This window comes from Grimontia hollisae CIP 101886, from assembly GCF_000176515.1.
Lineage (GTDB): Bacteria > Pseudomonadota > Gammaproteobacteria > Enterobacterales > Vibrionaceae > Enterovibrio > Enterovibrio hollisae.
The window spans coordinates 819,676-832,540 of record NZ_ADAQ01000011.1 but is presented as its reverse complement, the minus strand read 5'-3'; the positions used below and the strand labels follow the sequence as shown (position 1 = coordinate 832,540).

Sequence of the window (12,865 nt, the reverse complement as noted above, 5' to 3'; positions counted from 1 at the left end):
ATAACAAAAAAGCAGCGTGAGAAACGCTGCTTTTTTGTGTTGTAACGGGTGATTTTATGAAACCCCTCGCTCCAGCGTGCCAATCGATGCCAATAACTGCGCTAACTTGTTAAGCTGTGTCATCCGGTCTTTGGCCAGTGCCATAAACGCAGTTTTTTCTTTTCCTGCCAGCGATTTGGCTTCGGGTAACTGAACTGTCCGTGGGTTTTTGTGAACGCCGTTTACCAGAAACTCATAATGCAGATGAGGGCCGGTGACACGTCCTGTTCCTCCGAGGGTACCGATGGTTTGTCCCTGTTTTACCCGCTGTCCTGTTTTCACTTTGCGCTTGGTCAAATGCAGGTACTTGGTAATGTAAGTTGAGCTGTGGCGGATAAACACATAATGGCCGTTAAATTTGTTGTAGGCCGATTTCATCACAATACCGTCACCTGCCGCCCAAATAGGTGTACCTACCGGAGCCACATAGTCAGTACCACGGTGTGCCCTTACCCTGCCTGTGACTGGGTGCAGGCGACGTGGATTGAAGTTTGAACTTACGTAACGGAAGTTGACAGGCGAGCGCAGGAAGGCTTTTCTCATCGCACGCCCTTTCTCGTCATAGTATTTTCCGTTTTCAGCGCGAATCGCGGTGAAGGTTTCTCCCTGGTTGGTGAAAGTGGCGGCCAATATGTTGCCACGGCCGATTAATTCACCTTCTACCAGCTGCTCTTCGAACAACACGGAAAACTTGTCACCTTGGCGGATATCAAGGGCAAAGTCGATATCCCAGCCGAAAATACCTGCCAACTCCATTATTTGGTTGGCGTTGAGCCCCGCGCTGACACCGGCATTCCAAAAGCTGGACGTGATTGTGGCAGAGGCGAAGTTTACCTGGGTATCAATTTGTATTGATTCCGTTTTGGAAAAGAACTTGTCACCGATGCGGGTCACAATCAGCTTTTCGTTGGCACTTTTAGGTTGTATCAACTGGGTAAACAGGCCATTTTCATCAAACCCCAAATGGATTTCATCTCCCACCTTTAAAGAGGCTAAAGACTTGGTGCCCTTATCGCTGTTGATCAGGCGGTAAAGGGTGGTAGGGCTGATCCCAACGCGGTCAAAGATAACCGCCAGGCTATCACCAGCCTGTACTTTGAATTTGTGCCATTCCAGCGGCGCAAAAGCGGTCATCGGTTGCTGCTCGCTTTCGGGCGGCAGTAATGACAGGGTATCTAAGGGGATGGGATATTGTTTACCTACTTCAAACCTGGCTTCCGGGTGTGGAGCCGGTGTTTCTGAGGGGAGCAAAATCAGCAGTACTATAAAAGCACTGATCGCCATAATCGAGACTTGGTGTAGTCTGGGTAGCGCAACAATATGTTTAACAGGCATTAAAAAAATAGTCGTTAAGAAAATGGATTGTGTTGGGATGTGCCAATTCCCTTTAAAAATAGATATGGCGTCGTCACCCCTTTGGCTTCGATATCCTGAAACGTCAGGGAGTTCTGATATAACAAGTCTAACTGGTTTCAAAAACCATCGCTATTCAAGTAGTATGTCTGCTTACGAAAAAATGCCGATTCTGTGGGAGCGTTAAAATATGGCAAGCATTGAAGCCGCGCTGGCTGAAATTAAGCGTGGTGTTGAGGAGTTGATTCCTGAAGAGGAACTGATTGCAAAACTGAAAGAAAACCGACCTCTTCGTATCAAGTTGGGCGCGGATCCAACTGCACCGGACATTCACCTGGGTCACACTGTGATCATGAATAAACTGCGTGCTTTCCAGGAGCTGGGCCATGAAGTGATTTTCCTGATCGGCGATTATACCGCGATGGTGGGTGATCCAAGTGGTAAGAACACAACACGTCCACCGCTGACCCGCGAACAGGTTCTGGCAAATGCTGAAACCTATAAAGAGCAGATCTTCAAGATTCTGGACCCGAATAAAACCCGCGTCGAGTTTAACTCAAGCTGGCTGGGTGAACTGGGTACAGATGGCATGATCCGTCTGGCAGCAAGCTCAACCGTTGCCCGTATGCTTGAGCGCGACGACTTTAAGAAGCGTTACAGCAACAACCAACCTATCGCGATCCACGAGTTCATTTATCCGCTCCTGCAAGGTTATGACTCTGTCGCGCTGGAAGCGGATGTTGAGCTTGGCGGTACTGACCAGAAATTCAACCTGCTGATGGGCCGTGAATTGCAAAAACAAAACGGTCAGCCACAACAGGTGGTGATCACTATGCCTCTGCTGGTGGGTCTGGATGGCGTGAAGAAGATGTCGAAATCGGCGAACAACTATATCGGTATCAGTGACGCGCCAAATGAAATGTTCGGCAAAATCATGTCGATTTCTGACGATCTGATGTGGAACTACTACGAGCTGCTGTCTTTCCGTCCACTGGAAGAGATTGAAGGTCTGAAACAAGAGATCGCCAATGGTCGTAACCCACGTGACGTGAAGATCCTGCTGGCAAAAGAAATCATTGCACGCTTCCACTCTGAAGCTGATGCTGACGCCGCAGAAGCTGACTTTATCAACCGTTTCCAGAAAGGCGCGATGCCTGACGAAATGCCAGAGTTCTCATTTGCACAGGGTGTAGCAATCGCCAACCTGTTAAAAGACGCTGATCTGGTAGGCTCAACCTCTGATGCCATGCGTATGATCCGCCAGGGTGCGGTGAAAATTGATGGTGAGAAAGTGGATGACACCAAGCTTGTACCGGCAGCAGGTACAGCGGTTTACCAAGTCGGTAAACGTAAATTTGCCCGTATTACGCTGGCATAATCCCCAAAAAGGCGTCGATTTGGCGCCTTTTTTCTCTCTTCCCTTTAGTTTCCTCTTGAAGCTGTTAAAGCAAATAGTCGTTACGGCTTGCAATGGTATCGGTCAGGTACTCTATAAATTCCCATTCGTTACCGTCGCTATCGAGAAAATAAGCCCGCTTGCGGGCAGGGTGGGTTTTATCAAAAGAGACCTCCTGATAGCCGGCTTCACGTAAACGGCTTGCTGCTTTTTCTGCATCTGTCACCACAAAACCGATGTGATTGACGCCAAGCTGGCGGAAAGGGATACGCTCGACCGCTTTGTTGATCACCACTTCCTGCAGGGCAATGTAAGAGGTATTAGTACCAAGGTGGCACCAACCGTGATCGTCACTATAACCTTTCCCCCGGACGACAAACTCAGGCATGGCGGTTTGTAAAAACAGGATCGCATTGTCCAGATTGGTGACGGTGATGTTGGCGTGTTCGACATAACTGTTCATAGAGTGCTCCCGATTGTTTATATGATGAGGTAAGTAAAGTTATTTGTTTACATAATAGCTGTCGCACCCATTAAATAAATTAAAAACTTTACTTAATGAGTGGAAAGGAAGATGGCATTTGAAAATCTGGAAGCAATATTGTTTTTTAGTGAAACAGTATGAAAGTTTGATGAGGGAATGAAAAGCGCACCAGTCAATGCGCCTAAACGTCAGTAGTGGTTTATTTGCCCGAGCTGAAGACGGGCAAAGAGAGGTGCCAGCGAATAGCCGCGAGGCGGATAAGCAGTGTGGTGATCATTCCGGCGACGGAAGCGAGCTCAATATCAATATTGGCCGCCAGCATCAGGGTATGCATTATGCCGCCCACAATACAGGCAGTCGCATACACTTCGGTACGGAATATCATTGGAATTTCACGGGCAAGGACATCACGGATAATACCGCCACCACACCCGGTGACAACCCCCATGATGACAGCGACCATCGGGGATGCGCCGTAACTCAGTGCCTTATCGACGCCAATAGCAACAAAAACCGCCAGGCCAATGGCATCTGCCACTGGCAACACGTACCAGGGAAGGCGGCGGGGCTGCCGGATTAATAACATGGAAAGGGCACAGGTCGCGAGTATCACCCACAGGTATTGCGGTTGGTTGACCCAAAATACCGGCGTGGCTCCCAGCGCCATATCGCGGATAGTGCCACCGCCAATCGCCGTTACCATTGCCAGCACGACCATGCCGAAGGGATCCATCCGCAGTTTACTGGCCAGCAATATGCCTGATATCGCGAAAACAACTGTGCCAAACATGTCCAAGATATACAGAAGCATAATGCGCAATGTCATCCATAAAAAACAAAGGGCGGCGCGATTCTACGTGAAAGCCGCAGCCGGGCAATCCTGCGTTTGGGAATAGTGTTATTAATCGTGAACCGGATCGTTTCTGACCTTATCCAAGGCGGCGCAGATCTGCTTCACTGCTTTCAGGGCGCGTGGGGTGGGGCGGTTCAACCAATCTCCTGTCACTGCGAAAATGGCGTTGTTTTTCACCGCAGGAATAAACGCTTGCCATTTTTGCCAGCTTTCCAGCGGCCTGGCGCTGTCTGCGGGATAGAAAATGGCTTCAGGTTTTCTGACCACAATCTGCTCCATGCCCACTTGTGGGTAAGGGGCGGTGCTGTCAGCAAAAATATTCTCTCCCCCACACAGGCTAAACAGCGGCTGCGGCCAGTGTTCCCCGTTATTGGTTAACATCGGGGTCACACTGAGCTGGTAGAAATAAGGCACTTTGCTTTTTCCCTGCTGACTGGCCTCAATGCTCGCAAGTTCCTGCCTCACGGCGTCTGCACGGGCTTTGGCAAGCGCCGGATTGTCTGACCACGCGCCCAGCTTCTCTATGTTGTCAGCGGCATCATAAAGGGAATGCGGATTGGAATAGAACACCTTGATGCCGAGCTTTTCCAGCTTTGTGAGCTCCTTATCCGGATTGCCTCCTTTCCAGGCAAGCACCAGATCCGGTTTCAGCGTTACTACCCGCTCTATATTAATTCCGCGGTAGTTGGCTACTTGCTCCAGTTTCAGCGCTTCAGGTGGATAGTCACTGTGTGCGCTGACTGCGATCAGGTTGTCGCCAAGACCCGCTTCGAAGGCAAGCTCTGTGGTATGCGGAGAAAGACTGATCACCCGAAGTGGGGCAGCAGACGCCAATGTGGGCAGCAAAAGAAGCAGGAAAAAAAATCGGAACATCATAATAATCCGTGGGCAAACCACATCAGAAAACTTTGGATCACAATCCAGAGCAGGGCTTTTTGCCTGAGCGTCTGGTTCAACAGGGCAAGATGCAGGGAGGATGGTGCAATTTCGCCACCGACGTTGGGACGGACGCATTTTTCATCGTCATAAATCGCAGGTCCTCCAAGGGCAAGCTGGAACTTGGCGCCAGATGCAGCGAGCAGCCAACCGGCCCCGTTTACTGACCAGTTTTGTCCTTGCTCCCGAATGGCGGTGAGTGCAGGCTGGAAGCGGTGCCCGGCAGCGATCAGTAAGGCAAAGAGCCGTGAAGGTAGCCAGTCCAGCAGACTGAGCATGGCAGACGTCGGCAGACCAAATTGCGCGTATTCCTGCTTTCTTGGTGGCCAGGTACGGGTAAGCTGGGCAACCAAGGCATAAAGAAATGCCCCAATACCGCCGGCTACGGCATACCAGAACAGGATACCAATCAGGCCTCTTACATATCCCACCAGTAGGGTTTCGCAGCCAGCTTTGGCAATGCCAACCGGGGAGAGTGAATAGGTTTGCCGGTTAAGGGCAGTCGCGAGCAGGGTACGGGCCTGCGGTTTGTCGTCGCGGGACAGGGCGCGCTCTACCTCTAGTGCCAGATTAGTTACCGGTTTCCAGCCAAGTGCAAGCCAGAGCAGCAGCAATTCAAACAGCCAGTCTATCCAGACCAGTTGTTTTAAGGCAACCAGCAACACAGCAACCGTCAACCACATGATGGCGAGTGATAACGCGCCGGCAAGCCGCTGCTGCTCGGGGGTATCTTCGGCATGATTGACTTTGTCGGAAATGGCATCGGCCACGCGGCGCCACAGGGTGAGGGGGCTGATATCACTGGGTACGGGAAAAAACCAGTGCAAAAGAATGGCTCCCCACATCGCCAGCAAGGTGGTATGTGCCAGTAAGGCATCCAGTGGAGTGAGGAGCACTTTCATGACATTATGCGTTCAGCAGGTCGACCATCTTCTCCACCATCGCGCTTGAGCTTTTCGCTGCCAGTGGCAGGAACTCGTCAAACGTCATCGGTGATTCTTTATCAGCCACATCAGAAATGGCACGGACAACCACAAACGGCACCTTGAACTGGTGACACGCCTGGGCAATCGCTGCCGCTTCCATTTCAACTGCAATCACTGACGGGAAGTGCTCGCGGATGTAGTTCTGGCGCTCTGCGGTGCAGACAAAGGTATCTCCGGTGCAGATAAGGCCGCGGACGGCATGTAGCGCGGGATCCATCGCTGCCAGTGCCTGTTCTGCTACGTCCATCAGTTTTTCATCAGAGGTGAAGGTTGCTGGCTGGCCTGCCATCTGGCCCATGGTGTAACCAAACGCGGTCACGTCTGCATCGTGGTAAGCCACATCAGTAGAAATGACCACATCACCTAAGTTCAAGCTGCTATCAAAACCGCCGGCAGAGCCGGTATTGATAACAGCAGTAGGCTTGAAGCGTTCAAGCAGGATGGAGGTGCCCACCGCTGCGGCGACTTTCCCAATGCCTGATTGCAGCAGCACCACATTCACGCCATTGAGATCACCTGTATAGAATTTATTGCCACCGATTTCCTGAAGTTGGCAGTTGTTCATTTTGTTTTTTAGCAGGGCCACTTCCTGCTCCATGGCACCGATAATACCGATCTTCATCTTGTCGCTCTTAAACAATCAGGGAATAGCCAGAGTGTATCACGGGCAAGAAATGGGGCGAAAAAAAAGTGCCTTTGCAGGCACTTTTCTGTCGGTTTGGAGACGGCTTAGACTTTAAGATAATCGAGGATACCTTCCGCCGCCTTACGGCCTTCATCAATGGCAGTGACCACCAGATCAGACCCGCGTACCGCATCACCACCCGCGAAAATTTTGTTGTTGGTGGTCTGGTAGGCGTACTCTGATTGTGCTGGCGCTTTGATGCGTCCCCATGGGTCGAGCTCAACACCAAATGGTTCTAACCACGCCATTTTGTGTGGTTGGAAACCGAACGCCATGATCACCGCATCAGCGGGCAAGACATGCTCACTGCCTTCGATGGGCTGTGGGCGGCGGCGACCGGCTTCATCCGGCTCACCCAGTGCTGTTTTCACCACCTTGACGCCGCTGACCTTGCCGCTGCTATCCACTTCTATGCCAAGAGGCTGCAGGTTGAACATAAAGTTCACCCCTTCCTCACGCGCGTTTTTCACTTCGCGGCGGCTGCCCGGCATGTTGGCTTCGTCGCGGCGATAAGCACAAACGACGTGCTTGGCGTTCTGGCGGATAGAGGTGCGGACACAGTCCATGGCGGTGTCACCACCACCCAGTACAACCACCTTCTTGCCTGCCATGTCGATGTATTCCGGCGGATTTTCCTTCAAATCCATCACGCGGTAGGTATTGGCCACCAAAAACGGCAGGGCATCAAACACACCCGGCGCATCTTCATTTTCCAGACCTGCACGCATGGACTGGTAGGTGCCGACACCGAGGAATACCGCATCGTACTCATCAAGCAAAGACTGTAATTCGACATCTTTACCCACTTCGGTATTGAGGCAGAACTCGACCCCCATTTCAGTAAACACGCGCTGTCGGTTACGCATCACCTCCTTTTCCAGCTTGAAGGAGGGGATGCCGAAGGTCAGCAGGCCGCCGATTTCCGGGTAGCGGTCAAACACCACTGGTTTGACGCCGTTGCGCACCAAGATGTCTGCACAGGCAAGCCCGGCAGGGCCCGCACCGATGATAGCGACTTTCTTATCGGTCCAGGTGACGCCTGACATATCCGGCTTCCAGCCCATCTCGAATGCTTTGTCGGTGATGTATTTTTCCACATTACCAATGGTTACCGCGCCAAAGTCTTCATTCAGGGTACAGGAGCCTTCACAGAGCCTGTCCTGCGGGCAGACCCGGCCACATACTTCCGGCAAGCTATTGGTCTGGTGAGACAGCTCAACAGCCTCCAGAATGCGCCCTTCCTGTGCAAGCTTCAGCCACTGTGGGATGTAGTTGTGTACCGGGCACTTCCACTCACAGTAGGGGTTACCGCAATCGAGGCAGCGGTCAGCCTGTGCTGAGGCCTGCTTGTGGGTGAACGGTTCGTAGATTTCCACGAACTGGTTTTTACGCGTTTTGATCGGCTTTTTTCGCGGATCGATACGCTGCACGTCAATAAACTGGTATACGTTCTGGCTCATAGGGTCCTCCGTTACTGCGCCTGGACACGCAGCTCTGCTGCGCTCCGGCTTTGGTGGCCCAGTAGGGAACGCACGTCCGCCGCTTTGGGTTTCACCAGGTAGAATTTACAGATCCATTGTTCAAAGTCGGCGAGGATCTCCTGCGCACGGCACGAGCCTGTCAGCTCGAAATGTTGATCAATCAGACCACGGAGGTGTTCCTGATGAATCGGCAGCTTGTCGAGTGACAGTGCCTCCACCAGTTCTGGGTTGACGCGGCCGGCAAAATCGCCCGCTTCGTCGAGAACATAGGCAAAACCACCGGTCATGCCGGCACCAAAGTTAACCCCGGTGCGACCAAGGATCGCCACAATACCGCCTGTCATATATTCACAGGCGTTGTCGCCGGCGCCTTCGACCACGGCCTGTGCCCCGGAGTTACGTACTGCAAAACGCTCACCGGCCTTACCGGCCGCAAACAGCTTGCCGCCCGTTGCACCATACAGACAGGTGTTACCGATAATGGTGGACTCTTCAGGTTTGAAGGCCGATCCCACTGGCGGTTTGATCACGATATTGCCGCCAGCCATGCCCTTTCCGACATAGTCGTTGGCATCCCCGGTCAGGGTCAGGTTCACGCCGCCTGCGTTCCACACACCAAAAGACTGGCCTGCAGTACCTTGCAGGTGAATATCAAGTGGCGACGCAACCATGCCCTGGTTGCCATAGCGTTTGGCGATTGCCCCTGAAAGTGATGCGCCCACAGAGCGATCCGTGTTGCGGATGTCGAGGTAACAGCTTGCGGGGCTGCGCGCTTCAATGGCGCTTTCGAAGGTTTCCAGCAGTTTCCTGTTGAGCTCTGCCTTATCAAACGGCACATTCGGCTCGCTCCAGAACACGGTTTTCCCCGGTTTTGGTTGCGGGCTTTCCAGAATGCCGGAAAGGTCGAGCTTTAGCTGCTTGGCCGTGAAGCCTTCCACCGCTTCCAGCAAATCGGTGCGGCCAATCAGGTCGGTGAGCTTTTCAACGCCAAGCTGTGCCATGAGTTCACGGACTTCTTCGCCAAGGCCCTTGAAGAAGTTCATTACCTGCTCTGGCAACCCTTTAAAGTACTCACGGCGCAGGGTGTCATCCTGGGTAGCAACACCGGTGGCGCAGTTATTGAGGTGGCAGATGCGCAGGTATTTACAGCCCAGCGCGACCATGGGTGCAGTACCGAAACCAAAGCTTTCTGCGCCCAGAATCGTGGCTTTGATGATATCGAGGCCAGTTTTCAGGCCGCCATCCACCTGCAGGCGGATTTTGTGGCGAAGGCCATTGGTCACCAGCGCCTGCTGGGTTTCCGCCAAGCCAAGCTCCCACGGGCTACCAGCATATTTTACTGATGTCAGTGGGCTTGCGCCTGTACCACCGTCGTAACCTGAAATGGTGATAAGGTCGGCGTACGCTTTCGCAACACCGACGGCGATGGTGCCTACGCCTGGCTCGGAAACCAGCTTCACAGAAACCAGTGCATCCGGATTCACTTGTTTCAAATCGAAAATCAGCTGCGCCAAATCTTCAATGGAGTAGATATCGTGGTGCGGAGGCGGTGAAATCAGAGTCACGCCCTGCACCGAGTGGCGAAGACGTGCAATTTCAGCCGTGACTTTGTGCCCCGGCAACTGACCGCCTTCACCCGGTTTCGCGCCCTGTGCGACTTTGATTTGCAGCACATCAGCGTTAGTCAGGTAGTGCGGAGTGACACCAAAACGGCCTGAAGCAATCTGTTTGATGCGCGAGTTACGCTCGGAATTGAAACGGCGTGGGTCTTCACCGCCTTCTCCGGAGTTGGAGTTACCGCCAAGGCGGTTCATCGCAATCGCCAGTGCTTCGTGCGCTTCGGGGCTCAGGGCGCCGATTGACATGGCCGCAGAGTCAAAACGTTTGAAGAGCTCCGTGGCCGCTTCTACTTTCTCAAGAGAAATAGGCTTATCGGCGGGTTTCAGTTTCATCAGGTCGCGCAGTGACGAGACCGGACGCTTGTTCACGGTGTCAGCGTAGGTTTTATAGTCCATGGCATCGCCGGAACGGACAGCCGATTGCAGCGTGCTGACCACATCCGGGTTGTATGCATGGTATTCGCCGCCATGGACATATTTCAGCAACCCGCCATGTTCGACAGGCTTGCGTTTTAGCCATGCACGGCGGGCAAGATTGATAAGATCTTGCTGGAAATCATCAAAATCTGCCCCCTGGATCCGGCTTGCCACACCTTTAAAACAGAGGTCGACAACCTTGTCGCTCAGGCCAACCGCTTCAAACAGCTGGGCACAACGGTAAGAGGCAATGGTCGAAATGCCCATTTTGGACATGATCTTGAACAGGCCTTTGTTGATCCCGTTGCGGAAATTCAGCATGGCATCAGGCATCGATTGCTGGATGACGCCTTTTTCCACCATCTTGGCAATGGATTCGTACGCCAGATACGGATAAACCGCCGTGGCACCAAAGCCAAGCAATACTGCAAACTGGTGCGGATCCCGGGCGGATGCGGTTTCTACCACAATGTTGGCGTCGCAGCGAAGCTGGGCATCGACCAGACGTTTCTGCACAGCACCGACGGCCATGGCCGCAGGAATGGGGAGCTTGCCTTTGGCGATACCACGGTCAGACAACACCACCAGCACGGTCCCGTCACGTACCACACGCTCAACCTGATCGCAGACATCTAAAATCGCCTGTTCGAGATGTTTTTCGTCCGGATTGAAGTTGATGTCGATGATGCTGTTGCGGTAGTGCTCATCGTCCAACTCCAGAAGCTGAACCATGTCGGAGTACAGCAATACCGGGCTCTTGAATGCGACGCGCTGCGCGTGACCGTCGGTTTCCGAGAACACGTTCATCTCGCGGCCAATACAGGTTGCCAGTGACATGACGTGATTTTCGCGCAGCGGATCGATAGGTGGGTTGGTGACCTGGGCAAATTTCTGGCGGAAATAATCGGCGATATGGCGCTCTTTTGACGAAAGTACCGCCATCGGAGTGTCATCTCCCATAGAGCCTGTGGCTTCCTGCCCGATATCGCCCAGTACCCGCAGCACCTGATCCTGCTCTTCGTTGGAAATGCCGAACAGTTTTTGGTAAACCAGCAGCTCGTCATCATCCATGCTGCGTTGGCCGGCGTTGTCATCGGTCTTACGCTCTTCGAATGGTGTCAGCCGCTTCACGTTGTTTTCGAGCCACTGTTTGTAAGGGTGGCGGCATTTTAGTTCATTGTCGATATCTGCCGAATGCCACACTTCGCCTTCGAATGTGTCGATAACCAACAGCTCGCCGGGCCCGACACGGCCTTTTTCTGCCACTTCATCCGGGGCGTAGTCCCAGATCCCGACTTCAGAGGCCAGGGTGATGAGTTTGTCTTTGGTCACCACATAGCGGGCAGGGCGTAGGCCGTTGCGGTCAAGGTTACAGGCGGCGTAGCGGCCATCTGACATCACGATGCCGGCAGGGCCATCCCACGGTTCCATGTGCATGGAGTTAAAATCGTAAAAGGCGCGTAGGTCCGGGTCCATGTCCGGATGATTTTGCCAGGCAGGCGGCACCAGCATGCGCATCGCACGGAAGAGATCCATGCCACCGGCGAGAAACACTTCCAGCATGTTATCCAGACTTGAGCTGTCAGAGCCGGTTTCATTCACAAAAGGTGCCGCCTCTTTTAGATCGGGCAGCAGGGGTGAATTGAATTTGTAAGCACGGGCCCGCGCCCACTGGCGGTTTCCTTCAATGGTGTTGATTTCACCGTTGTGGGCGAGATAGCGGAACGGCTGTGCCAGCGGCCATTTTGGCGTGGTATTGGTGGAAAAACGCTGGTGGAACAGACAGATAGACGCTTCCAGCCTCAGATCTGCCAGATCCAGGTAAAAGCGTGGCAGGTCGGCCGGCATGCACAGGCCTTTATAGACTATGGTGCGCGTCGACAGACTGGTGATGTAGAAATCGCTATCTTCAGCGAGCGCTTTCTCAGCGCGGCGGCGGGCGATATACAGGCGGCGCTCGAGATCGCGAGCCCGCCAGCCCGCAGGGCCGTTGATAAATACCTGCTCGATATGCGGGACGCTGCTGGCGGCGATTTCGCCCAGCACGTCCTCGTTAGTGGGAACTTCACGCCAGCCCACAATAGACAGGGTTTCAGCGGCAATTTCCTTTTCAAACACCGCTTTGGCATGTTGCGCTTTCGCGGGGTCTTTACTGAGGAAAATCATCCCTACGCCATAGAGTTTACTGAGGGTCCAGTTATTCTCTTCAGCGATGATTCGGAAAAAGTTATCGGGCTTTTGAAGTAATAAGCCGCACCCGTCACCGGTTTTCCCATCGGCGTTAATCGCGCCGCGATGGGTCATTCGGTCAAGTGCGGAAATCGCGGTCCGGACAAGCTTGTGGCTGGCCTCACCCTCGGTATGGGCAATAAGGCCAAAGCCGCAGTTGTCTTTCTCCAGCGTCGGATCATACAGCGACATTGCAATTCTCCCTTGCGACTGCCCCAGGCAGTGACTGCAGTTTTTCTTGCCTTCTTGGCCCCCGATCATCCGTGTCCTCCCTTCCTGGAAGTGTGCTTTACCGGAAAATCAGGTTCGAGTTAGCTCGGTTAATTTATACCGACCTTTCACGTTATCGGTTAATGGCGAAGAGGTCAAACTTTGTCATATTGCATT

Annotated in this window: 9 protein-coding genes; 1 reads left to right on the top strand and 8 read right to left on the bottom strand. The window is 53.1% G+C overall.

Features of this window, described 5'->3' with window-relative positions; all coding sequences use genetic code 11:
* Positions 1-54: 54 nt before the first annotated feature.
* Positions 55-1,374, bottom strand: a complete 1,320-nt coding sequence (shyC, locus tag VHA_RS10030; protein WP_040528611.1) for a peptidoglycan DD-endopeptidase ShyC — start codon at positions 1,372-1,374, stop codon at positions 55-57.
* A gap of 208 nt (positions 1,375-1,582) precedes the next feature.
* Between shyC and tyrS the strand changes: the two genes are divergently transcribed.
* The gene (gene tyrS / locus VHA_RS10025; RefSeq protein ID WP_005503947.1) at positions 1,583-2,770 is read left to right on the top strand and encodes a tyrosine--tRNA ligase; all 1,188 of its coding nucleotides are present in this window, start codon (positions 1,583-1,585) and stop codon (positions 2,768-2,770) included.
* Positions 2,771-2,834: 64 nt separating this feature from the next.
* Here the strand turns inward: tyrS and VHA_RS10020 are convergent, their stop codons facing one another.
* The 7 genes from VHA_RS10020 to gltB form a co-directional block, all read right to left on the bottom strand.
* A complete protein-coding gene (locus VHA_RS10020; RefSeq protein WP_005503946.1) occupies positions 2,835-3,251 on the bottom strand; it encodes a VOC family protein in 417 nt (138 codons plus the stop codon).
* Positions 3,252-3,471: 220 nt separating this feature from the next.
* Entirely contained in the window at positions 3,472-4,083 is a 612-nt protein-coding gene (locus VHA_RS10015; RefSeq protein ID WP_005503945.1) for a TRIC cation channel family protein, read from the bottom strand.
* 90 nt (positions 4,084-4,173) lie between these two features.
* Positions 4,174-4,998 (bottom strand): vitamin B12 ABC transporter substrate-binding protein BtuF, encoded by an 825-nt coding sequence (gene btuF, locus VHA_RS10010; protein WP_040528610.1) that lies wholly within the window; start codon positions 4,996-4,998, stop codon positions 4,174-4,176.
* Complete coding sequence (locus VHA_RS10005) at positions 4,998-5,963, bottom strand: cobalamin biosynthesis family protein (protein WP_005503943.1); 966 nt, start codon at positions 5,961-5,963, stop codon at positions 4,998-5,000. Before VHA_RS10005 ends, btuF begins: the two co-directional genes overlap by 1 nt.
* A 4-nt stretch (positions 5,964-5,967) precedes the next feature.
* On the bottom strand, positions 5,968-6,669 hold the full coding sequence (gene mtnN / locus VHA_RS10000) for a 5'-methylthioadenosine/S-adenosylhomocysteine nucleosidase (protein ID WP_005503942.1): 702 nt from the start codon (positions 6,667-6,669) through the stop codon (positions 5,968-5,970).
* Between the two features lie 107 nt (positions 6,670-6,776).
* The gene (locus tag VHA_RS09995) at positions 6,777-8,192 is read right to left on the bottom strand and encodes an FAD-dependent oxidoreductase (RefSeq protein WP_005503941.1); all 1,416 of its coding nucleotides are present in this window, start codon (positions 8,190-8,192) and stop codon (positions 6,777-6,779) included.
* A gap of 11 nt (positions 8,193-8,203) precedes the next feature.
* Positions 8,204-12,670: a glutamate synthase large subunit gene (gene gltB / locus VHA_RS09990; RefSeq protein WP_040528749.1), complete on the bottom strand. Its 4,467-nt coding sequence runs from the start codon at positions 12,668-12,670 to the stop codon at positions 8,204-8,206.
* Between the last annotated feature and the right edge of the window lie 195 nt (positions 12,671-12,865).

What these genes read in the sequence shown, in the direction of transcription:
- shyC (WP_040528611.1), bottom strand. Translation starts at nt 1,374, where the DNA reads ATGCCTGTTAAACATATTGTTGCGCTACCCAGACTACACCAAGTCTCG.
- tyrS (WP_005503947.1), top strand. Translation starts at nt 1,583, where the DNA reads ATGGCAAGCATTGAAGCCGCGCTGGCTGAAATTAAGCGTGGTGTTGAG.
- VHA_RS10020 (WP_005503946.1), bottom strand. Translation starts at nt 3,251, where the DNA reads ATGAACAGTTATGTCGAACACGCCAACATCACCGTCACCAATCTGGAC.
- VHA_RS10015 (WP_005503945.1), bottom strand. Translation starts at nt 4,083, where the DNA reads ATGCTTCTGTATATCTTGGACATGTTTGGCACAGTTGTTTTCGCGATA.
- btuF (WP_040528610.1), bottom strand. Translation starts at nt 4,998, where the DNA reads ATGTTCCGATTTTTTTTCCTGCTTCTTTTGCTGCCCACATTGGCGTCT.
- VHA_RS10005 (WP_005503943.1), bottom strand. Translation starts at nt 5,963, where the DNA reads ATGAAAGTGCTCCTCACTCCACTGGATGCCTTACTGGCACATACCACC.
- mtnN (WP_005503942.1), bottom strand. Translation starts at nt 6,669, where the DNA reads ATGAAGATCGGTATTATCGGTGCCATGGAGCAGGAAGTGGCCCTGCTA.
- VHA_RS09995 (WP_005503941.1), bottom strand. Translation starts at nt 8,192, where the DNA reads ATGAGCCAGAACGTATACCAGTTTATTGACGTGCAGCGTATCGATCCG.
- gltB (WP_040528749.1), bottom strand. Translation starts at nt 12,670, where the DNA reads ATGTCGCTGTATGATCCGACGCTGGAGAAAGACAACTGCGGCTTTGGC.